Annotated in this window: 18 protein-coding genes; 10 read left to right on the forward strand and 8 right to left on the reverse strand. The window is 54.8% G+C overall.

Annotation, left to right across the window (positions count from 1 at the left end):
* The first annotated feature begins 1 nt into the window (after position 1).
* Both rpsR and rplI read left to right on the forward strand, forming a co-directional pair.
* A complete protein-coding gene (gene rpsR / locus KTJ90_RS02630) occupies positions 2–229 on the forward strand; it encodes a 30S ribosomal protein S18 (RefSeq protein ID WP_002210155.1) in 228 nt (75 codons plus the stop codon).
* Between the two features lie 39 nt (positions 230–268).
* Positions 269–718, forward strand: coding sequence for a 50S ribosomal protein L9 (gene rplI / locus KTJ90_RS02635; protein ID WP_003855506.1), 450 nt, complete (start codon positions 269–271; stop codon positions 716–718).
* Between the two features lie 82 nt (positions 719–800).
* Here rplI and KTJ90_RS02640 read toward each other — a convergent pair whose 3' ends face one another.
* On the reverse strand, positions 801–1,475 hold the full coding sequence (locus KTJ90_RS02640; RefSeq protein WP_152333568.1) for an OapA family protein: 675 nt from the start codon (positions 1,473–1,475) through the stop codon (positions 801–803).
* 220 nt (positions 1,476–1,695) lie between these two features.
* Here KTJ90_RS02640 and bamJ point away from each other — a divergent pair, with 220 nt between their 5' ends.
* Complete coding sequence (gene bamJ / locus KTJ90_RS02645) at positions 1,696–2,316, forward strand: BamJ family beta-barrel-assembly machinery protein (protein ID WP_003855508.1); 621 nt, start codon at positions 1,696–1,698, stop codon at positions 2,314–2,316.
* Between the two features lie 44 nt (positions 2,317–2,360).
* Here the strand turns inward: bamJ and KTJ90_RS02650 are convergent, their stop codons facing one another.
* On the reverse strand, positions 2,361–4,304 hold the full coding sequence (locus tag KTJ90_RS02650; RefSeq protein WP_003855510.1) for a bifunctional 2',3'-cyclic-nucleotide 2'-phosphodiesterase/3'-nucleotidase: 1,944 nt from the start codon (positions 4,302–4,304) through the stop codon (positions 2,361–2,363).
* Positions 4,305–4,599: 295 nt separating this feature from the next.
* Here KTJ90_RS02650 and cysQ point away from each other — a divergent pair, with 295 nt between their 5' ends.
* Positions 4,600–5,343: a 3'(2'),5'-bisphosphate nucleotidase CysQ gene (cysQ, locus tag KTJ90_RS02655; protein ID WP_003855511.1), complete on the forward strand. Its 744-nt coding sequence runs from the start codon at positions 4,600–4,602 to the stop codon at positions 5,341–5,343.
* A gap of 56 nt (positions 5,344–5,399) precedes the next feature.
* On the opposite strand, the gene KTJ90_RS02660 is transcribed toward cysQ, so the two are convergent.
* Entirely contained in the window at positions 5,400–5,957 is a 558-nt protein-coding gene (locus tag KTJ90_RS02660) for a YtfJ family protein (protein WP_003855512.1), read from the reverse strand.
* 314 nt (positions 5,958–6,271) lie between these two features.
* Here KTJ90_RS02660 and KTJ90_RS02665 point away from each other — a divergent pair, with 314 nt between their 5' ends.
* Entirely contained in the window at positions 6,272–6,478 is a 207-nt protein-coding gene (locus KTJ90_RS02665; RefSeq protein WP_003855513.1) for a DUF1107 domain-containing protein, read from the forward strand.
* Between the two features lie 179 nt (positions 6,479–6,657).
* Here KTJ90_RS02665 and paeA read toward each other — a convergent pair whose 3' ends face one another.
* Positions 6,658–7,980 carry a polyamine export protein PaeA gene (gene paeA / locus KTJ90_RS02670; protein WP_008925787.1) on the reverse strand — a complete coding sequence of 441 codons (1,323 nt, stop codon included), beginning with the start codon at positions 7,978–7,980 and terminating at the stop codon, positions 6,658–6,660.
* 491 nt (positions 7,981–8,471) lie between these two features.
* On the opposite strand from paeA, the gene tamA reads away from it, so the two are divergent.
* The 3 genes from tamA to KTJ90_RS02685 are packed head-to-tail and all read left to right on the forward strand — an operon-like array spanning position 8,472 to position 14,331.
* Complete coding sequence (tamA, locus tag KTJ90_RS02675) at positions 8,472–10,211, forward strand: autotransporter assembly complex protein TamA (protein ID WP_008925786.1); 1,740 nt, start codon at positions 8,472–8,474, stop codon at positions 10,209–10,211.
* Entirely contained in the window at positions 10,208–13,975 is a 3,768-nt protein-coding gene (tamB, locus tag KTJ90_RS02680) for a translocation/assembly module TamB domain-containing protein (RefSeq protein WP_499025913.1), read from the forward strand. Before tamA ends, tamB begins: the two co-directional genes overlap by 4 nt.
* 2 nt (positions 13,976–13,977) lie before the next feature.
* On the forward strand, positions 13,978–14,331 hold the full coding sequence (locus KTJ90_RS02685; protein WP_008925784.1) for a gamma-glutamylcyclotransferase family protein: 354 nt from the start codon (positions 13,978–13,980) through the stop codon (positions 14,329–14,331).
* A gap of 60 nt (positions 14,332–14,391) precedes the next feature.
* Here KTJ90_RS02685 and ppa read toward each other — a convergent pair whose 3' ends face one another.
* The 3 genes from ppa to KTJ90_RS02700 form a co-directional block, all read right to left on the reverse strand.
* Positions 14,392–14,922 (reverse strand): inorganic diphosphatase, encoded by a 531-nt coding sequence (gene ppa, locus KTJ90_RS02690; protein ID WP_003855519.1) that lies wholly within the window; start codon positions 14,920–14,922, stop codon positions 14,392–14,394.
* Between the two features lie 100 nt (positions 14,923–15,022).
* Entirely contained in the window at positions 15,023–15,472 is a 450-nt protein-coding gene (locus tag KTJ90_RS02695) for a DUF441 domain-containing protein (RefSeq protein WP_003855520.1), read from the reverse strand.
* A 61-nt stretch (positions 15,473–15,533) separates the two neighbouring features.
* Positions 15,534–15,944: a lysozyme inhibitor LprI family protein gene (locus KTJ90_RS02700; protein WP_312041405.1), complete on the reverse strand. Its 411-nt coding sequence runs from the start codon at positions 15,942–15,944 to the stop codon at positions 15,534–15,536.
* A 168-nt stretch (positions 15,945–16,112) separates the two neighbouring features.
* Between KTJ90_RS02700 and KTJ90_RS02705 the strand changes: the two genes are divergently transcribed.
* Positions 16,113–17,672, forward strand: coding sequence for a methyl-accepting chemotaxis protein (locus KTJ90_RS02705; RefSeq protein ID WP_312041404.1), 1,560 nt, complete (start codon positions 16,113–16,115; stop codon positions 17,670–17,672).
* Positions 17,673–17,732: 60 nt separating this feature from the next.
* Here KTJ90_RS02705 and fbp read toward each other — a convergent pair whose 3' ends face one another.
* Positions 17,733–18,740 carry a class 1 fructose-bisphosphatase gene (gene fbp, locus KTJ90_RS02710; RefSeq protein ID WP_003855523.1) on the reverse strand — a complete coding sequence of 336 codons (1,008 nt, stop codon included), beginning with the start codon at positions 18,738–18,740 and terminating at the stop codon, positions 17,733–17,735.
* A 168-nt stretch (positions 18,741–18,908) separates the two neighbouring features.
* On the opposite strand from fbp, the gene mpl reads away from it, so the two are divergent.
* The gene (mpl, locus tag KTJ90_RS02715) at positions 18,909–20,261 is read left to right on the forward strand and encodes a UDP-N-acetylmuramate:L-alanyl-gamma-D-glutamyl-meso-diaminopimelate ligase (protein ID WP_003855524.1); all 1,353 of its coding nucleotides are present in this window, start codon (positions 18,909–18,911) and stop codon (positions 20,259–20,261) included.
* Positions 20,262–20,311: the final 50 nt, after the last annotated feature.

A 20,311-nucleotide genomic window follows, 5' to 3' on the forward strand; every position in this document is an offset into this window, starting at 1 on the left:
AATGGCACGTTATTTCCGTCGTCGCAAGTTCTGCCGTTTCACCGCGGAAGGCGTTGTTGAGATCGATTACAAAGACATCGCAACGTTGAAAAACTACATTACCGAAAGCGGTAAAATTGTCCCGAGCCGTATCACCGGTACTCGTGCAAAATACCAGCGTCAGTTGGCTCGCTGCATCAAGCGTGCGCGTTACCTGTCTCTGCTGCCGTACACTGATCGTCATCAGTAATCGGCAACTGTCCATTAACGACTTTAAGAGGATAAGGTAATGCAAGTTATTCTGCTTGATAAAGTAGCAAACCTTGGCACCCTGGGTGATCAGGTTAACGTTAAAGCGGGCTATGCTCGTAACTTCCTGGTACCACAGGGCAAAGCTGTTCCTGCTACCAAGAAAAACGTTGAGTTCTTCGAAGCACGCCGTGCTGAACTGGAAGCCAAACTGGCTGACGTTCAGTCTGCAGCAACTGCACGCGCTGAGAAAATCAATGCACTGGGCACTGTAACCATCACGTCTAAAGCGGGCGATGAAGGTAAACTGTTCGGTTCAATCGGTACCCGCGACATCGCTGATGCAGTTACTGCAGCTGGCGTTGAAGTCGCTAAGAGCGAAGTTCGTCTGCCGAACGGCGTTCTGCGCACTACCGGTGAGCATGAAGTAAGCTTCCAGGTTCACAGCGAAGTCTTCGCTAAACTGAACGTGAAAGTTGTTGCTGGTTAATTTTATTAACTGAGCACGACATCAACGCCGGCCTTGTGCCGGCGTTTTTGTTTTTATGCCTTTCAATAAACTGCTGTTGGCCTTACTGCGCGCGAATAAAGCTGCCATCTGGCTGACGCGTAAACAGCACCGGGCCATTTGCGCCATCAACGGTCAGACCGGTTACCACACCCTGCGCATCCTGACGGATTTTCACCTGCTGACCACTTTTCAGTGAGCTGAGCGGCTGGTCACTGCCTTCCACCCGCGCCATCGCAAACACATCATTGACCGGCAGACTGTTGTCACGAAACAGCTGCGCCAGCGTCTGACCCGACGCAATGGTCATATTGCGCCATTCGCCCTGAGAATCAGCTTTTGGCGTCTGCTGAGACGCTGAGGATGAAGGCTGACGGGCACGGTTGTTATCATAAATATCCGCCTGCATCGGCACCTCTTTCTCCGCAGAAGGCGAAGACTGCTCGACCGGATAACGCAGGGTACTGGTGGGCCAGAGAAACGCCACCAGCATCACCAGCAGTGCCGCCACAATGCCACGACGGTGCGGCGCAGGCAGCGGATCCATCCAGCGAATATGGTCGGTAAAATGCCAGATACGCTGAAGCCATGTCGGCAGGCGGGATGACGTGTCTGAAGCCATTCGGGTTTCCTCCTCTCCGGCAGTTTGCTGTAGCCTGCGTGCGGCCAGCCAGGTCTGCAGCCGGGATACCATTTGTTTTGCACGCATCCTGCGGCGGCGTGGGGCAATCTGGCCCATGTTTGCTCTCTTATTCAGGTGCTACAGATGAGGTGATCCCCATCGATAGTTATAGTATGGGCAATACCGGCGCGAAGTGCCTGCCAGCATTGATAAATTTGACGTGGCTATTGTTTCTCTTTCATCAGCAAAAGTCATCTGCGACGCAGGGCATTTTACGCCAGCGGCCTGCGCTGCTATGCTGCCGGTTCGAATTTATCCGAGAGTGAAAGGAACGAAGATGACTACCCCTTCTTTCGACAGCGTCGAAGCACAAGCAAGTTACGGTATTGGTTTACAGGTTGGCCAGCAGTTGCTGGAATCTGGTCTGCAGGGTCTGCAACCAGAAGCACTGCTCGCGGGTCTGCGCGACGCGCTGGAAGGGAACTCGCCGGCCGTACCGGTTGATGTGGTTCATCGCGCACTGCGTGAAGTGCACGAACGCGCGGAAGGCGTGCGTCGTGAGCGTACCGAAGCTATGGCCGCAGAAGGTCAGGCATTCCTGCAGGAACATGCGCAGCGTGAAGGCGTGAGCAGCACCGAATCAGGCCTGCAGTTCAGCGTGATTACTCAGGGTGAAGGTCCAATCCCATCACGTCAGGATCGCGTACGCGTTCACTACACCGGCAAACTGATCGACGGCACCGTGTTCGACAGCTCAGTTGCCCGTGGCGAACCGGCAGAATTCCCGGTAAGCGGCGTTATCCCTGGCTGGATTGAAGCGCTGACGCTGATGCCGGTTGGCTCAAAATGGGAACTGGTGATCCCACAGAACCTGGCGTATGGCGAGCGCGGTGCGGGTGCCTCTATCCCACCATTCAGCACGCTGCTCTTCGAAGTTGAGCTGCTGGAAATCCTGTAAGATAAGACGCTGCAACCACCCCGGTTGCAGCGTTTTCTCCAGCCTTATTTCTGCTGTAAATTTACCTGCCACAGTGCAAAGCCAATCGCATCTGTTCCTTTGGGCTGAAGCGGATATTGCGCATGCTGCTTAATAAATCCGGTCGCCTTATCGCCCGGTGCCGTTTCAAACTGAATATCGAGCGGAGTGGATGAGGTAATCGGTGCCAGACGCCAGTTATTGTCCGCCTTCGGCTGAACTGCGCCATGCGCTTTGGTTTCCGCGCTGATGTAGGCTGCTACCACCGAACGGTTCTCATCTGGCGAGGCAAAGGCGATGTACTTATCTCCGGTGCCGGCAAACTTGCCGCCATATGCGCGATAGTTATTGGTCGCCACCAGGAAGAGAGCCTGCGGATCGATGGGTTTACCCTGCCAGGTAAGCTGACGGATGCGTGAGGCGTCAGGATGGATCAACTGACACTCTGCGTCATAACGCGCGGGCTGGGTCACATCAATCTGATAATTGACTCCATCAATCACATCGAAGTTATAGGTGCGGAAATCCCAGTTAATCAGCGACTGCGTTTTGCTGCTGTGCGGATCGATCTGGTTAAACTGGCCTGCTGAGCATTCCAGCCACTCTTTCACCTGCGCACCCGTGACTTTCATCACGACCAGTGTATTGGGATAGAGATAGAGATCGGCCGCATTACGGAAGGTCAGGGCACCTTTCTCCACTTCGACATAGCTGGCAGGATCGTTTTTACGTCCGCCCGCTTTAAACGGCGCGGCAGCAGAGAGCACCGGCAAACGGCCCAGATCCGGATCGCCCTGAATGAAATGCTCCACATAAGCGCGCTGCGCATTATTGACGATCTGCACCGTTGGATCGTCCTGAACCAGCGACAGATAGCTGTACATTACGTCAGCCGACTTGCCGATGGGCTTCGCCACAAACTCCCGCGTGGCGCGGTGATCGTCAGCCAGCACCTTCACCAGCGCCGGATCTTCCGCCGCCAGCGATTTCTTCGCGGCAGTATCGTAGATCGGTCGCGCCTCTGCTTTGCCGCTGCTCACCTGCCAGCGTCCGCCCTCATTGTTCAGCACCAGATCGACCACGCCAAGATGATCGCCCCACATGCCTGGCATCACCGCCGGAACCCCGTTCAGCGTGCCGTTAGCAATGTCTGCGCCTTTGATGCCAGCAAACTCCTTGCTGGGGAAGACGGCATGCGCATGACCAAACAGGATGGCGTTAATACCTTCCACCTGGCTGAGGTAGTAAACCGAGTTTTCTGCCATTGCGTGATACGGCTCGCTGCTCAGGCCGGAGTGAGGGATAGCAATAATCAGATCGGCACCCTGCGCGCGCATCTCAGGCACATAGCGGCGAGCTGTTTCGGTGATGTCATCCACCCGTACCTTGCCCTGCAGATTGGCTTTATCCCACACCATGATCTGCGGCGGCACAAAGCCGATATAGCCAATCTTCAGGGTCTGCGATTTGCCCTCGCGATCAACCACCGTAGTGGATTTGATGAGGTAAGGGGTAAACAGCGGTTTGCCGCTCTTCACATCAATCACGTTGGCGTTCACATAAGGGAAGCGCGCACCCGCCAGCGCTTTTTTCAGGTAGGGCAGACCATAATTGAATTCATGGTTACCGAGGTTGCCGACAGCGTAATCCAGCGTATTAAGCGCCTTGTAGACCGGATGGATTTCGCCCTCACGCAGCCCTTTAGCCGCCATGTAGTCGCCCAGTGGGCTGCCCTGAATGATGTCGCCGTTATCAACCAGCAGGCTGTTCTTCACCTCCTGCCGGGCGGCGTGAATCAGCGTGGCGGTGCGCACCAGACCAAATTTCTCGGTTGGCGTATCTTTGTAGTAGTCGAAATCCATCATATTGCTGTGCAGATCGGTGGTTTCCAGTACGCGTAAATCGACCGTCGCGGCCTGGGCGGCGACGGAAACGCTCAGGGCCAGTAACATCATTCCGGGCTTAAACATGCTTGCTCCTGCTGCAAATTAAATTCAGGCTCTCAAAATAATGTAAAAGCATGACAGATAGTCATTTTAAATCGTGATGGGTATAACGTTTTGACGCATCGACCTGCGACTCATTCTTATACGATAAAGGGTCACTGGCGTCAGCATGGCGATAAGCACGTAACTATGATATTGATATATCTATAAATTGAATCGCCGCCGGACCAGTAAACAGGCTGGTCAGGCGGAACTGCTAAAATGTCACTATCTGAAGATGGGCTGATCCTGCAGCAGACAGACAAAAACGAGGTGAAAAATGTTAGAGCAAATCTGCCAACTGGCACGCGAAGCTGGCGACGCGATTATGCAGGTCTATAACGGTGCCGCGCCGCTTGACGTTTCTCACAAATCGGACGATTCGCCGGTGACCGCTGCGGATATCGCGGCGCATGAAGTCATCATGGAGGGGCTGAAACAGCTATCGCCTGACATACCGGTACTTTCAGAAGAAGATCCGCCAGCCTGGGATGTCCGTCAGCACTGGCAACGCTACTGGCTGGTTGATCCGCTGGATGGCACCAAAGAGTTCATCAAGCGTAACGGTGAATTTACCGTCAATATTGCGCTGATTGAAGCGGGCAAGCCGGTGATGGGCGTCGTCTATGCGCCAGTGCTGGGCGTAATGTATTCCGCGGCAGAGGGTAAAGCGTGGAAAGAAGAGGGCGGTCATCGCGAACAGATTCATGTCCGTGACGCACGTCCTCCGCTGGTCGTGGTCAGCCGCTCACATGGTGACGACGACGAGATGAAAGAGTACCTGAAGCAGTTGGGTGAGCATCAGACCGTTGCGACCGGCTCCTCACTGAAATTCTGTCTGGTGGCAGAAGGTAAAGCTCAGCTCTATCCCCGTTTCGGGCCAACCAATATCTGGGATACCGGCGCGGGTCATGCCGTGGCGATGGCTGCGGGTGCGCATGTACATGACTGGCAGGGCAAAACCCTTGACTATGCGCCGCGCGAATCCTTCCTGAATCCCGGCTTCCGCGTTTCGCTCTTTTAAGACGATATTGGCATAAATGCCCGGCGAGCGATTCTCTCGCTCCCGGGTGTTCAGCATTACTCTTTCAGCAGTGAGTTGACCAGCGCGATAACTTTTGTCACTTCATCCTGCGTCAGCGAACCATCCTTCACAAACTTCACTTTGCCCTGCTTATCCAGCACCACTATGGCGGAACCACCAGGCTGTAACTGCCAGCTGTGCTGCACGTTGCCTTTGCTGTCTATGACAAACTGAGACCAGGGATATTGCTGCTTGTTGGTCTCGACGCTGCTGCGCACAAACATGCCCGTGCCCGGAATCGCGTCATCGGTATTGACGATGGTGGTGGTCTGATAGCGATCATGCGGCAGCTTCGCGGCTTTGATCGCTTCTACCAGTGCCGCGTTCATCTCTTTCGCAGATGAGCGACCCGCAATATGCTGGATGACGCGAACTTTTCCGCTGAGCTGCGCGCTATTCCAGTTTTTGTAGCTAAACTTCTCCTGTTGCAATAACAGCTCGCCTTTGTCATTCACGCCTACAGCCGGTACCCGCATATCCAGTCTGAGGTTATGAGCCATCGCGCCTGCCGGTATCAACAGAGACAACGCCACAGCTGCCAGGGTTATACGCATTGTTATTTCCTAAGGTGATCAGACCAGTCAGTCATTTTACTGCAATAGTAAGCGGGGATGATGCGCCTGTCCTGGAAAGGTGTCAGGTTTGTTATGGCCGCCACAATTCCTTAATCAATGAAGGTTTATACTGTGTTGTGTGAGCCTGATAACAGAGTGTTCTGTAATGATGTGTCAATTCAGTAAAAAAATTCACTTTTAGGAACATCAGTCAGTTTTAGTGTTCTATAGTTATCGCGAATTCGCGCTTCATGGGCTGGAACCAAATTTGGAAACGGCGAAGCGTGCTTAAAAATGTACAGGAGTTAAACAGCATGAAGATCTTCCAGCGCTATAATCCGCTACAAATAGCGAAATATGTAAAAACGCTGTTCAAAGGAAGGTTGTATATCAAGGACGTGGGCGCGTTCGAGTTCGATAAAGGGAAAGTATTAATCCCTCGCGTCAAAGACAAACAGCACCTGAGCGTGATGTCAGAAATTAACCGCCAGGTCGTTCGTCTCAAACTTGAGTTCAACTAATAACAAGGGCGCCGATGGCGCCCTTAGTGTATGACCTATCAGGCTATTCCCTTTGCCTGTCCGAACACGGACGGTGCCCACAATCTCCAACTGCTACGTAAACGTTCCGTTTGTTCCGCGCGCTCTGTATCCAGGACTGCCTGGGACAATAATAGCCGCCGGGACACGCTCTGAGTCATTTACTCTTCTTCGGTTTTGGTCAGGTTCAGCACGGGTGGTCGTTCATCAATGCGGGTGACCAGCAGCTGATCGATACGGTAGCTATCGATATCTACCACTTCGAACTTATAGCCAGCAAACTTCACAAAATCGGTACGCTTTGGAATCTTACGCAGCATATACATCATAAAGCCGCCGATGGTTTCGTAGTTGCCTGACTGCGGGAAATCATCGATGTCCAGCACGCGCATCACGTCATCAATCGGTGTGCCGCCTTCAACCAGCCATGAATTCTCATCGCGCGCCACGATCTGCTCTTCCATGCCCTGACCGACCAGATCGCCCATCAGTGTGGTCATGACGTCATTCAGCGTAATGATGCCCACGACCAGCGCATATTCGTTCATGATCACCGCGAAATCTTCACCAGCGGTTTTAAAACTTTCCAGCGCTTCTGAGAGCGTCAGCGTGTCCGGCACGATTAGCGCAGAGCGAATCTGCAGGCCGCTGTTCAGCGCCATGCTCTGATTGCCGAGTACGCGCAGCAGCAGCTCTTTTGAGTCGACATAGCCAACGATATGATCGATGTCGCCGCTGCAGACCAGAAACTTCGAATGAGGATGCTGGGCGATTTTGGTCTTGAGGCTGGTCTCATCTTCGTGCAGATCAAACCAGACAATATTCTCGCGTGAGGTCATTGAAGAGGGAACGGTACGTGACTCCAGCTCAAACACGTTTTCAATCAGCTCATGCTCCTGCTTGCGCAGAACGCCCGCCAGCGCACCGGCTTCCACCACCGCGTAGATATCGTCGGAGGTGATGTCATCTTTACGCACCATCGGCAGCTTGAAAATACGGAAGAAGACGTTGGCCAGGCCATTAAACAGAAATACCAGCGGACGCATCACTAACAGGCAGAAACGCATCGGATTGATGATGCGCAGCGCGATGGTTTCCGGTGCGACCATGCCAACCCGCTTTGGTGTTAAGTCGGCAAACAGGATAAACAGGCTGGTCACGATGGTGAATGAACAGATAAAGCTGAGCTGTTCCGCCAGTTCCGGCGAAACAAAGCGGTTAAACAGGCCGCTGAAAACCGGTGAAAATGCCGCGTCGCCGACAATACCGCCCAGGATGGCGACAGCGTTAAGGCCAATCTGCACCACGGTGAAGAACATGCCCGGCGTTTCCTGCATTTTCAGCACACGCTGGGCATTGACGTTGCCTTCGTCGGCCAGAAGTTTCAGTTTGATCTTACGGGCGGCCGCCAGCGAGATCTCCGACAGGGAGAAAAAGGCACTGATTACAATCAGCAATAAAATGACAAGCAAGCTATCTAACATATGAGATCCAAAGGGTTATCCACTTGTCATTTTTGGCCTGGGCAGCGTGGGTAAGCGCAAACAGAGTTGGTTTATCCGTGAAACAGAGCTATCCGTGCCAAAAATGTCTGCGCCAGTTCGACAACGTACATGTCGGGGCAGAAATGAAAACAGGCGGAATGCCTGTGGTGGCAGATTATAGCAGGAGCGCTCATCGGGCCGCCAGAGGGCAATCTGCCGCTTCCCTCAGGATTAGCAGGCAGAACGGTACGTTATCGACTCAGATTTATCTGAGTGAATCATTTTGGACCGCTCATTCCCGCCTGCAGGAGTTGTATCAATCCCCCCATTTACCGACAATAGCCGCGTTATTTGAGTTAGAAGTCGATTTTGCGCCGCCGTTTGCCATAAAGTGCGGCTATGATGAGGATGTTGCCGTTGCGGTAGTGCGGGCAAAGATGATTAATAAGTGCCCCGCGGAAAAGGGGCCGGCATGATTAACAGGAGTACAGGTGCCACGATTTTATGTTTATTGCATAGCTGGCCTGCTGCTTGCCGCGCCCGCCCTTGAGGCGGCGACCGTGCGATTACAGGTAGATGGCTTAACCGGGGATCTGCAAAAGAATGTCAGAGCGCGCCTTTCCACCATCGGCAGCGACGAGGTCTCGAATGATGGCCGTTTTCGTGCACGTGTCTCTGTTGCAATAAAAGAGGGGCTGCGCGCCCTTGGTTATTACGAGCCGACCATCGATTTCGAATCCCGCCCCGCGCCTGCGAAGGGAGGACGGCCGGTATTAGTCGCACATGTGACGCCGGGCGAGGCTGTCAAAATTGGCGGCAGCACCATTGTGGTGGAAGGTGATGCGCGCAATGATCCTGATTACAAAGCCTGGGTGAAGCAGGGACGGCCCAAAGTGGGCACGCAGCTTAACCACGGGCAGTATGACAAATTTAAAAGCGGCTTCTCTAATCTTGCGCTGCGTAACGGCTACTTCGACGGCACCTTTAAAAAAAGCCAGCTCGGCGTCTCGGTTGAGCGCCATGAAGCGTTCTGGGATATCGACTACGACAGCGGCGAGCGCTATCGCTTTGGTGACGTCACTTTTCAGGGATCGCAGATTCGTGAAGAGTATCTGCAAAATCTGGTGCCCTTTAAAGAAGGGGATTACTACAGCTCACGCGATCTGGCCGAACTGAATCGCCGCCTCTCCGCCACCGGCTGGTTTAATTCGGTGGTGGTCGCGCCGGAATTCAGCAAGGGACGACAGACTAAAGTGCTGCCGCTGAGTGCCGTGATGTCACCCCGCACCGAAAACACCATTGAAACCGGCGTCGGCTACTCAACTGACGTCGGTCCGCGGCTGAAAGGAACGTGGAAAAAACCGTGGATCAACGACAGCGGCCACAGCCTGACAGCCAGCGCCTACGTGTCTGCGCCGGAACAGCAGGTCGACCTCAGCTATAAAGTCCCGTTACTGAAGAGCCCACTGGAGCAGTACTACACCTTCTCCGGAGGCCTCAAGCGTACCGACCTTAACGACACCAAAGCCGACACCACCACGCTTGCGATGTCGCGCAACTGGGACAGCAGCAGCGGCTGGCAGAAGGCGGTCAACCTGCGCTGGAGCCTGGATCACTTTACGCAGGGCAGTGTGACCAATACCACCATGCTGCTCTATCCCGGCGTCAGCGTAAACCGCACCCGCTCGCGCGGCGGTCTGATGCCGACCTGGGGCGACTCACAGCGCTACTCCGTCGACGTTTCCGATACGACATGGGGCTCCGACGTCGACTTCCTGATTCTGCAGGCGCAAAACGTCTGGATTCGCACTCTCGGTGACAGTCATCGCTTTGTGGCGCGCGGCAATCTTGGCTGGATTGAAACCAACGACTTCGACAAGGTGCCACCGGATCTGCGCTTCTTCGCCGGTGGTGACCGCAGTATTCGCGGTTACAAATACAAAAATATTTCACCGCGTGACGACGACGGCAAACTCACCGGGGCATCAAAACTCGCCACCGGATCGCTGGAATATCAGTATAACGTCACCGGTAAATGGTGGGGCGCGGTGTTTGTCGACTCAGGCGAAGCGGTTAACGACATTAAACAGAGCAATATCAAAACCGGTGCAGGTGTCGGTGTGCGCTGGTCTTCACCGGTTGGCCCCATCAAATTTGATATTGCCAGACCTATCGGGGATGACGAGGAGCATGGATTGCAATTTTACGTAGGACTGGGGCCTGAACTATGAAGCTGTGGAAAAAGGTCCTGATCGGTATTCTGATCTTTCTGGTTGTGCTGTTGGGTGGCGTGGCATTTTTAATCGGGACCACGCCGGGACTGCATTTAGTGCTCAAGGGTGCATCGCGCTGGGTGCCTGGCCTGTCGATCAAACAGGTCGATGGCGGCTGGCGTAACCTGACCCTTAACGGTCTGCGCTTTGAGATGCCCGGCGTCAGTGTTGATGCCGGGCAGATTCACCTGGCGGTGGATCTCAACTGCCTGCTGCACTCCTCCGTGTGCGTCAACGATGTCTCCCTGCGCGATATCAGCGTGGTCGTCGACAGCAAGAAAATGACACCTGCTGCTGCCGCACCGGAAGAGGAGAGTAGCAACGCTAACCTCAGCACACCATACCCCATCACGCTGCGTCATCTTGGCCTGCACAACATCAATGTGAAGGTTGATGACACCGCGATCTCGCTGCTTGATTTCACCACGGGCCTGCAGTGGCAGGATCGTGCGCTGACGCTGAATCCGACCCATATCCAAAGCCTGCTGATTGCGCTGCCAAAAGCGGCAAAAGTGGTGAAGGAAGAGGTGGTCGATCCGAAAGTTCAGCAGCCGCATCCCGCTGAGAAACCGCTGGGCGAAACGCTGCAGGCGATGTTTGCGCAACCGCTGCTACCGGCATTGCCTGATTTCCGTCTGCCGCTGGATATTGACGTACAGCAGATTCTGGGCGAGCAGCTGCGCGTTACCGGCGACACCGATATCGCTGTCAGCCGGTTGTTGCTGAAAGCCAAAACCGCCGATCGGCAGATGCAGTTAACGACGCTGGAAGTGGACTCGAATCTGGGCAATCTGACGGGGAGTGGGCAGGCGACGCTGGCGGATAACTGGCCGGTCGATTTCTCCCTGAATGGCACGGTCAATACCGATCCGATTAAAGGCGAAAAGCTGGCGCTGAAACTTAACGGTGCGATGCGCGACGCGCTGAAGCTGGGCCTGAATCTCTCAGGTCCGGTCAATGCGCAGCTGGATGCGACGACCCAACTGGCTGTTGCGGGACTGCCGCTGTCACTGCAGCTGACCAGTCCGCAACTGCGCTGGCCGCTGACCGGACCGATACAGTATCAGGCCGATAACCTGGACTATCAGTTCAAAGGCAAAGCCACCGACTATGTGATGTCACTGCAGACCGCCGTGAAGGGCGAATCTGTGCCACCGGCCAATGTCTCGCTGACGGGTAAAGGTAACGTTGAGCAGTTCAGCCTCGATCGCCTGCGCGTAGCCGCGCTGCAGGGCAATATCGATCTCACCGCGCTGGTGGACTGGAGTAAGGCAATCAGCTGGCGCAGTGAGCTGACGCTGGCAGGGATCAATACTGCGAAACAGTATCCTGACTGGCCCGCGCGGCTGGATGGCAAAATCACCACGCGCGGCAGTCTGTATGGCGGCACCTGGCAGCTGAGCGTGCCGCAGCTTCAGCTAAAAGGTAACGTGAAAAAGAATGCCGTAACCGCTGACGGCTCACTGACCGGTAACAGCTACAACCAGTGGACGGTGCCGGGTATTAAGCTGGCGCTGGGACGCAACCATCTGGATGTCAAAGGGGCGCTGGGCGACAGTCTGGATCTTGATGCCAGTATTGATGCGCCACAGCTCGACAATGCGCTGCCGGGTCTGGGCGGCGTGGTCAACGGCACGATTAAAGCGCGTGGCACTCTGAAGGCACCGCAGCTGCTGGCCGATCTCAATGCCCGTGGTCTGCGCTGGCAGCAGATGCAGATTAATCGCGTCACCCTGAATGGCGATGTCCGCTCCGGCGAACAGGTCGCCGGTAAACTGCAACTTCGCGTTGAGCAACTGAAGCAGGATGCGCTGAACATCGGCCTGCTGACGCTGAATGCAGAGGGGAATGAGCGTCAGCATCAGATGAAGCTGACTGTGCAGGGCAAACCGGTCTCGGGTCAGCTGGCGCTCAACGGCAGCTTTGATCGCCAGACCGAGCGCTGGAAAGGCTCGCTAAACGATACCCGCTTTGACACGCCCGTGGGCGAGTGGCGTCTGACCCGCGCCATGGCCATCGACTATCTGAACAGCCGTCAGACGGCGACCATCGGGCCGCATTGCTGGCAGAACCCCAATGCACAAATTTGTGTACCGGAGCCGATTGAAGCGGGCCCGGCAGGTAAGGCGCATGTGGTGCTGAACCGTTTTGACCTTGCGATGGTCAAGCCATTTATGCCGGAGGCAACCCAGCTCAGCGGCCTGTTCAGTGGCGATGTACGCGTTAACTGGACGGCGGATGGCAGCCTGCCAACCGGTACTGTGGCGCTGAAGGGTAACGGCGTAAAAGTGGTGCAGGATGTTCAGGGCAACAGCCTGCCGATCGCCTTTGACACGCTTAACCTGAATGCCGCACTGCGAAACGGTCGCGCACAGCTCGACTGGCTGATCCGCATTGCCAAAAACGGGCAGCTGGATGGCAACGTGCAGATCGACGATCCGCAAAATCGCCGCACGCTGGGCGGTAACGTGAACATCCGCAATATCTCGCTGGCGATGATCAATCCTGCGCTGATGCAGGGCGAGAAGATCAAAGGCAGCCTGAACAGCAGCCTTCGCCTGGGGGGAAGTGTGCAGCAGCCGCAGGTGTTTGGGCAGTTGGGTCTGACGGGTGTGGATGTGGATGGCAACTTTATGCCGGTCGATCTGACCGCCGCCAACCTGAATCTGGTGTTCAACGGTATGAGCTCGACCCTGAACGGACTGGTCCAGACTGCACAGGGCAACATCAATCTCAGCGGTAACGCCGACTGGAGCCAGCTCGATAACTGGCGTGCGCGCATTGCGGCGCAGGGCAGTCGGGTTCGCGTCACCGTGCCGCCGATGGTGCGCATGGATGTCTCGCCGGATCTGGTATTTGAAGCGACGCCAGCCGCCTTTAACCTTGATGGCAGCGTCGATATTCCGTGGGCGCGCATTACGGTGCAGGAAGTGCCGGAAAGCGCGACGGGCGTCTCGTCAGATGAGGTGATGCTGGATAAACAGCTGAAGCCGATTACACCGCAAACCGCTGCGATTCCGATTAACAGTAACCTGGTGATCCACGTCGGCAACGATGTGCGTCTGTCCGCATTTGGTCTGAAAGCGAAGCTGAATGGCGATCTGAAAATGGTGCAGGATAAGTCAGGACTGGGCTTAAACGGCCAGATCAACATTCCATCCGGTCGCTTCCACGCCTATGGTCAGGATCTGATTGTGCGTAAAGGTGAGCTGCAGTTTGCCGGGCCGCCTGATCAGCCTTACGTTAACCTGGAAGCCATTCGTAACCCGGATGCCACGGAAGATGGCGTCACTGCCGGTCTGCGCGTGACCGGCCTTGCCGATGAACCTAAAGCGGAAGTCTTCTCCGATCCGGCGATGTCGCAACAGGAAGCGCTTTCCTACCTGCTGCGTGGTCAGGGATTAGGCAGCGACGGCGACAGTAACGCTCTAACGTCGGCACTTGTTGGCTTAGGGGTTGCACAAAGTGGTCAGGTTGTGGGTAAAATCGGAGAGACCTTCGGTGTCAGCAATCTCGCCGTTGATACTGCCGGTGTTGGCGATAGCCAGCAGGTGCAGGTCAGCGGCTACGTGCTACCGGGTCTGCAGGTAAAATACGGTGTTGGCATATTTGATTCACTGGCGACGTTAACCTTGCGTTACCGCCTGATGCCTAAGCTCTATCTGGAAGCCGTGTCCGGTGTGGATCAGGCTCTCGATTTGCTCTATCAGTTTGAGTTTTAGCAATGCGAATAATTGTCTACGGCAGTTTACGGCGCAAACAGGGAAACAGTCACTGGATGACCAATGCGCAGTGGCTGGGTGATCACCAGATTGAAGGCTTTGAGCTTTATAGTCTGGGCCATTATCCCGGCGTAATAGAGGGCAATGGGGCGGTACATTGTGAGGTGTACCGCATTGATGCCTCAACCCTGGCGGAGCTGGATGCGCTTCGCACCAAAGGGGGAGAGTACAAACGATTTCTGACTCAGACGCCGTTTGGCAGTGCATGGCTTTATGTTTATCAACGCTCAGTGGCAGGACGCCAGCGCATTATGAGTGGTGACTGGCTAAAGCGTGATGAGGAGCCAGAGGCCTGAACAAAAACACCGTCCATTTGGACGGTGTTTTTTTTTTCGACTTACAAACCGGCAGCAGAATTACTTTTTCTGTGCGCGCTCATAAGAGGAGATGATTTCAGCTTTAGCGGCTTCGGCGTTATCCCAGCCATCCACTTTCACCCATTTGCCTTTTTCCAGATCTTTGTAGTGTTCAAAGAAGTGGGTGATCTGTGCACGCAGCAGTTCTGGCAGGTCGTTCACATCTTTGATGTGATCGTACTCTTTAGAAAGCTTGGTGTGCGGAACGGCAACCAGTTTGGCATCTTCACCAGACTCGTCGGTCATTTTCAGCACGCCAACCGGACGGCAGCGGATCACGGAGCCTGGGACCAGTGGATACGGGGTTGGAACCAGTACGTCAACCGGATCACCATCCAGAGAAAGGGTATGGTTGATGTAACCGTAGTTGCACGGATAGAACATGGCGGTAGACATGAAACGGTCTACAAACAGGGCACCAGACTCTTTATCAACTTCATATTTGATCGGATCAGCGTTCGCTGGGATCTCAATGACAACGTAGATATCTTCTGGCAGGTCTTTACCTGCTGGCACCTGGTTCAAACTCATCTGGTATTCCTTCAGTAGTCGTATGTTGAGTGTCGGCTATTATAGCCAACTGACTCTGAATGTATGCCCCCTTTTTGGCGTTTCGGAATGCGCCCAAACGCTACTTAGCTGCCACAAACAGTGAAACAATGCCTGCGGCAATCAGTGGCCCTACTGGCACGCCACGAAAGAACGCGACGCCTATCACCGTACCAATCAGCAGACCTCCGATTACAGAGGGTTGTACGCTCATAAAATTCACGCCACGACCGCCCAGCCAGGCGACAAAAATCCCCACCAGAATCGCCACAATCGACTTCCAGTTGGCAAAGGATTTGATTAAGGCGGAGGCGGGCAATGAGCCGCTGGCCAGCGGCGCCATGACCGCCACAGTAAGAATAATGATGCCTAAGGTAATGCCCTGTTTTTCGACGTAGGGGAAGAACTGCGCCAGCGGGGTAATTTTAATCGCCAGCAGCACCAGAATCGAAATCGTGACCGCATTGTTGTGTACGAAATAACTCAGCACGGCGAGGCAAATCAGAATGATGGTCGAGGCGTAAGCAGCCATGGTTTCTCCCTGAAGGTTATGGAACGCACTGACTTCCGCCAGTGCAAAAGCCAGTTATCGATCAGCAGTCATCGGGATTCGCACAACTGCCTTTAGAAAGTGATTGCAACATCAGCGCCTGATTCCGCACCAGGCTCAGACTCTGCGCGCTCAGGGCCACGCTACCCAGTGTTCCCTGAGAACTGAGCTGACTGCGACTCGCCTCCAGCCAGCTGTCGCGGTAGCTCAGCCAGGCACGCTGAGCGGCACGCAGTTTGTTCTTCGGTTCGCCGGAGAGCGTTTTCATCAGCTTGTTGTACTGCTTATTCATCGCCTGATCCCAGACCTTGCTTGCTGCCGCGTAGCACTGATTCATTGCAAGAGTCGTTGAGGCATTATTGAGGCAGCGATCAGGCGAAGCGTCTGACGGCATATCCTCTGCCAGCGCCGATGTGCTGAGGCAGATCAGCATCAGAAACAAACCTGGTTTCATTCTTTTCTCCGGATAACGGATGGGCGGCAATCAGCTTGATGGATGTTTCTGTGATGATCAAGTTGTTAACACTAATCAGCGTTAAAGTTTCGGACCGTTACTGCCGATAATTCCTCCGCTTTGAGGCCGCTTGAAATTCGCCTTTTCACATACACGGAAACTATCAGGATGAAACAGTTATCACTTCGCACGGGGTTGCTGGCTTTGCTGGCATTTATGACACTGCTGCTGTTGGCGGTGAGTTCTATGGGTATCGTGGCAATTAACAAAGGAAACCGCTCGCTGGATGTGGTTAACCGCATTCAGGGGATCGAGCTGAACAGTCTTTATAAGAGCAATTCAGATCTGATGCGTGCCCGCGCTAACGCAGCGCTGGCAGTGCGTAAAATTGAAATTGGTATGCTGGAAGAGGGCGCGGCAGTCACAAAACTCTCACAGGCGGATGTGGTGTCATCACAACTCAACCTGAAGCGCTTTGTGGACGCAGGAACGGTGACGGCGCACGGTAAGATGCTGGCGGATGCAGTTTCAGCCAGTTACAAAGCCTATCTCGACCAGGGCATCAAACCGATGATGGACGCGCTGGATAAGCAATATACCGACGAATATTACCAGCTGCTGGAAGGCAACCTGGCAACACTGGCGGCCAGTTACGATAAGGCGGTCACTGACTTCAGCCAGTTTGCTGACCAGGTGACGCAGGCTCAGCTGGTGCAGGCGGCCCAAAACGAAACCAAAATGAAAGTCCTGATCGGTGTGGCAGGGATATTAACGCTGTTGCTGCTGGTACTTGCCTGGCAACTGCTGCGCCGGATGCTGCTGCAGCCGCTGAACCAGGCGATTGTCCATCTTGAGCAGATTGCGGCGGGCGACCTGTCGCAGGCGCTGCCACCGTCCAGCAACAATGAGCTGGGCCGGCTTAACCATGCACTGAGCGGGATGCAGGACTCATTGCGGACCTCAGTGAGTCAGGTGCGTGAAGCGAGTATGCAGATCGACATCGGCAGCCGTGAACTGGCGGCCGGTAACGTCAATCTGTCTCAGCGCACCGAAGAGTCCGCCGCCTCGCTGGAGCAGACGGCGGCCAGTATGGAGCAGCTTACGGCCACCGTGCGACTTAACGCCACAAATGCTCAGCAGGCGAACCAGCTGGCAAGCGCGGTCTCCGATACTGCCGATCGCGGCGCTGAGGTCGTCAGCTACGTGATGGAAAAAATGAATGAGATCACCGAAAGCGCCAATCGTATCGGCGACATTCTCAGCGTGATCGACGGTATCGCTTTCCAGACTAACATCCTGGCGCTCAATGCCGCCGTGGAAGCGGCGCGTGCAGGCGAGCAGGGCCGTGGCTTTGCGGTGGTGGCAAATGAAGTGCGCACGCTGGCACAGCGCAGTGCTAACGCAGCCAAAGAGATCCGCACGCTGATCAGTGACTCACAGTCTCGGGTGAAAGAGGGCAGTGAGATGGCGACGCGCGCCGGGGAAACCATGGATGAGATTTCTGGTGAGGTGATGCGCGTCACGGCACTGATGAAAGAGATCTCGATGGCCTCCGACGAACAGAGCCGTGGTATTGAGCAGGTCAATCTGGCCGTCACGCAGATGGATGCGGCAGCTCAGCAGAACGCCGCGCTGGTGGAGCAGGCAACGGCTGCGACTCAGTCGCTGGAAGCACAATCCGACCAGCTTCAGTCAACGATGGCGCAGTTCAGATTGCAGACGGCGTAAAAAAACAGAAAGGGCGCGAAATCGCGCCCTTTCTACATGACTTTTTATACTACTTCCGGATTAACCCTGACGGCAATCCGGGAACTCAGCCAGGAAACGCTCAACGTCGTTAACCATCGCCTCGTTACCGCAGTAGAACGGGCAACGCTGATGCAGCGTGACCGGTGGAATATCCAGAATACGTCTCTGACCGTCGGTCGCTTTACCGCCCGCCTGCTCGGCCAGGAACGCCATCGGGTTGCACTCATACAGCAAACGTAGCTTGCCCTGAGGATGGCTGGCGGTACTTGGATAGAGGTAGATACCGCCTTTCAGCAGATTACGGTGGAAATCCGCAACCAGCGAGCCGATGTAACGTGAGGTATAAGGACGATGCGTTGGCAGATCCTCTTCCTGACAGAACTTCAGATATTTCTTCACACCCTGCGGGAAACGAATGTAGTTACCTTCGTTGATCGAATAGGTGTATCCGGTTGGCGGATAGGTCATACGTTCGTGACTGAGGCAGAATACACCCAGTGACGGATCATAAGTAAACGCATGCACACCTGCGCCGGTGGTATAAACCATCATGGTGGATGAGCCGTAGACCACGTAACCGGCAGCAACCTGCTTGTTGCCTGGCTGCATGAAGTCCGCTTCAACCACTGGCGTGCCGGGCTCGCTAACGCGATGATAAATAGAGAAAATGGTGCCGACGGAAACGTTAACGTCGATGTTAGAAGAACCATCCAGTGGATCCATTAACACCACGTACTTACCGTTTTCCTCACCTTCAAAGATAACGAACTCGTCTTCTTCCTCAGAAGCGATACCGGCGACGATGCCACGTGCTTTCAGTGCTGCCTTCAGTTTTTCGTTGGCAAACAGATCAAGCTTCATCTGCTGTTCACCCTGAATATTCTCCACGCCGCTGGCACCGAGAATATCCACTAAACCGGCTTTGTTGATGTCGCGGTGGATAATTTTGGCACCCAGCTTGATAGCTGAAATCAGCGCCGTCAGTTCACCTGTGGCGTGCGGAAAGTCGTGCTGCTTCTCGACGATAAATTCGCCCAACGTTTTCATAACACATTCCCTGAATCTTCGATGGAGTGGCAGCACGCGTAACAGTCTGCCAACGGATGCGTACGCAGTTTAGCCGAATGAACTTCAAAAACCATAGTCCTAATCCGTTTCTTCCGTCTGCGAGCGGCGTTACACTGTGCGCCGAACTTTTGAGTAATGGATCATGTTATGCGCATTCACATCCTCGGGATTTGTGGCACTTTTATGGGCGGTCTGGCGATGCTGGCACGTTCACTTGGTCATCAGGTGACCGGTTCAGACGCCAACGTTTATCCGCCAATGAGTACCCTGCTCGAACAGCAAGGCATTGAATTAACGGAAGGTTATGACGCAAGTCAGCTGGATCCGATGCCTGACTTAGTCATCATCGGCAATGCGATGACGCGGGGTAATCCTTGCGTGGAAGCCGTACTGGAACGCAACATTCCCTACCTCTCTGGCCCACAGTGGCTGCACGATTTTGTGCTGCGCGATCGCTGGGTACTGGCAGTGGCCGGAACCCACGGTAAAACCACCACAGCAGGCATGGCAGCGTGGATTCTCGAGGCATGCGGCCTTGAACCCGGCTTCATTATTGGTGGTGTACCAGGAAACTTCGATGTCTCAGCAAAATTAGGAAAAAGTCCATTCTTCGTCATTGAAGCGGATGAGTATGACTGCGCGTTTTTCGACAAGCGTTCCAAGTTCGTCCATTACTGTCCGCGTACCCTGATCCTCAACAACCTTGAGTTTGATCATGCCGACATCTTTGATGATCTGCGGGCGATCCAGAAGCAGTTCCACCATCTGGTGCGGATCGTGCCGGGTCAGGGCAAGATCCTGCTGCCGGAACATGATCCTAACCTCAAACAGGTGATGGCGATGGGCTGCTGGAGTGAGCAGGAGAGCGTTGGCGAGCACGGGCGCTGGCAGGCGAAGAAGCTGACCAACGATGCCTCTCACTGGGAAATCTGGCTCGACGGCGAAAAAGTCGGGGAAGTGAACTGGGGCCTGGTTGGCGAACACAACATGCACAATGGCCTGATGGCGATTGCGGCCGCGCGGCATGTCGGTGTGAAGCCGGAAGATGCAGGCCAGGCGCTGAACACCTTTATCAATGCACGTCGCCGGCTGGAGCTGCGCGGTGAAGTGAACAGCATCAAAGTCTATGATGACTTCGCGCATCATCCGACCGCGATTCTGGCAACACTGGCTGCGCTGCGCAGTAAAGTGGGCGGCAGAGCACGTATCCTGGCGGTACTGGAGCCACGCTCCAACACGATGAAGATGGGCGTCAGCAAAAACGATCTGGCCCCGTCTCTGGCGCGGGCTGATGAGGTCTTCCTGTTCCAGCCTCACCATATTCCGTGGCAGGTTTCAGACGTGGCAGAAGCGTGTATACCGCCTGCGCACTGGAGTGCGGATATCGATACCCTGGTCGAAATGGTGGTCAAAGCCGCTCAGCCAGGCGACACGATTCTGGTCATGAGCAACGGCGGGTTCGGCGGTATTCATCAGAAGCTGCTGGACAGGCTGGCCTGATATGACAGGCGCCCGACAGGGCGCTTATTTTGCAGGAAAATCCTGGTAAA

The sequence above is a fragment of the Pantoea jilinensis genome, from assembly GCF_019104105.1.
Classification (GTDB): Bacteria; Pseudomonadota; Gammaproteobacteria; order Enterobacterales; family Enterobacteriaceae; genus Pantoea; species Pantoea eucalypti.

Coding starts and splice junctions, on each gene's coding strand:
- rpsR (WP_002210155.1), top strand. CDS start 2: ATGGCACGTTATTTCCGTCGTCGCAAGTTCTGCCGTTTCACCGCGGAA.
- rplI (WP_003855506.1), top strand. CDS start 269: ATGCAAGTTATTCTGCTTGATAAAGTAGCAAACCTTGGCACCCTGGGT.
- KTJ90_RS02640 (WP_152333568.1), bottom strand. CDS start 1,475: ATGGGCCAGATTGCCCCACGCCGCCGCAGGATGCGTGCAAAACAAATG.
- bamJ (WP_003855508.1), top strand. CDS start 1,696: ATGACTACCCCTTCTTTCGACAGCGTCGAAGCACAAGCAAGTTACGGT.
- KTJ90_RS02650 (WP_003855510.1), bottom strand. CDS start 4,304: ATGTTTAAGCCCGGAATGATGTTACTGGCCCTGAGCGTTTCCGTCGCC.
- cysQ (WP_003855511.1), top strand. CDS start 4,600: ATGTTAGAGCAAATCTGCCAACTGGCACGCGAAGCTGGCGACGCGATT.
- KTJ90_RS02660 (WP_003855512.1), bottom strand. CDS start 5,957: ATGCGTATAACCCTGGCAGCTGTGGCGTTGTCTCTGTTGATACCGGCA.
- KTJ90_RS02665 (WP_003855513.1), top strand. CDS start 6,272: ATGAAGATCTTCCAGCGCTATAATCCGCTACAAATAGCGAAATATGTA.
- paeA (WP_008925787.1), bottom strand. CDS start 7,980: ATGTTAGATAGCTTGCTTGTCATTTTATTGCTGATTGTAATCAGTGCC.
- tamB (WP_499025913.1), top strand. CDS start 10,208: ATGAAGCTGTGGAAAAAGGTCCTGATCGGTATTCTGATCTTTCTGGTT.
- KTJ90_RS02685 (WP_008925784.1), top strand. CDS start 13,978: ATGCGAATAATTGTCTACGGCAGTTTACGGCGCAAACAGGGAAACAGT.
- ppa (WP_003855519.1), bottom strand. CDS start 14,922: ATGAGTTTGAACCAGGTGCCAGCAGGTAAAGACCTGCCAGAAGATATC.
- KTJ90_RS02695 (WP_003855520.1), bottom strand. CDS start 15,472: ATGGCTGCTTACGCCTCGACCATCATTCTGATTTGCCTCGCCGTGCTG.
- KTJ90_RS02700 (WP_312041405.1), bottom strand. CDS start 15,944: ATGAAACCAGGTTTGTTTCTGATGCTGATCTGCCTCAGCACATCGGCG.
- KTJ90_RS02705 (WP_312041404.1), top strand. CDS start 16,113: ATGAAACAGTTATCACTTCGCACGGGGTTGCTGGCTTTGCTGGCATTT.
- fbp (WP_003855523.1), bottom strand. CDS start 18,740: ATGAAAACGTTGGGCGAATTTATCGTCGAGAAGCAGCACGACTTTCCG.
- mpl (WP_003855524.1), top strand. CDS start 18,909: ATGCGCATTCACATCCTCGGGATTTGTGGCACTTTTATGGGCGGTCTG.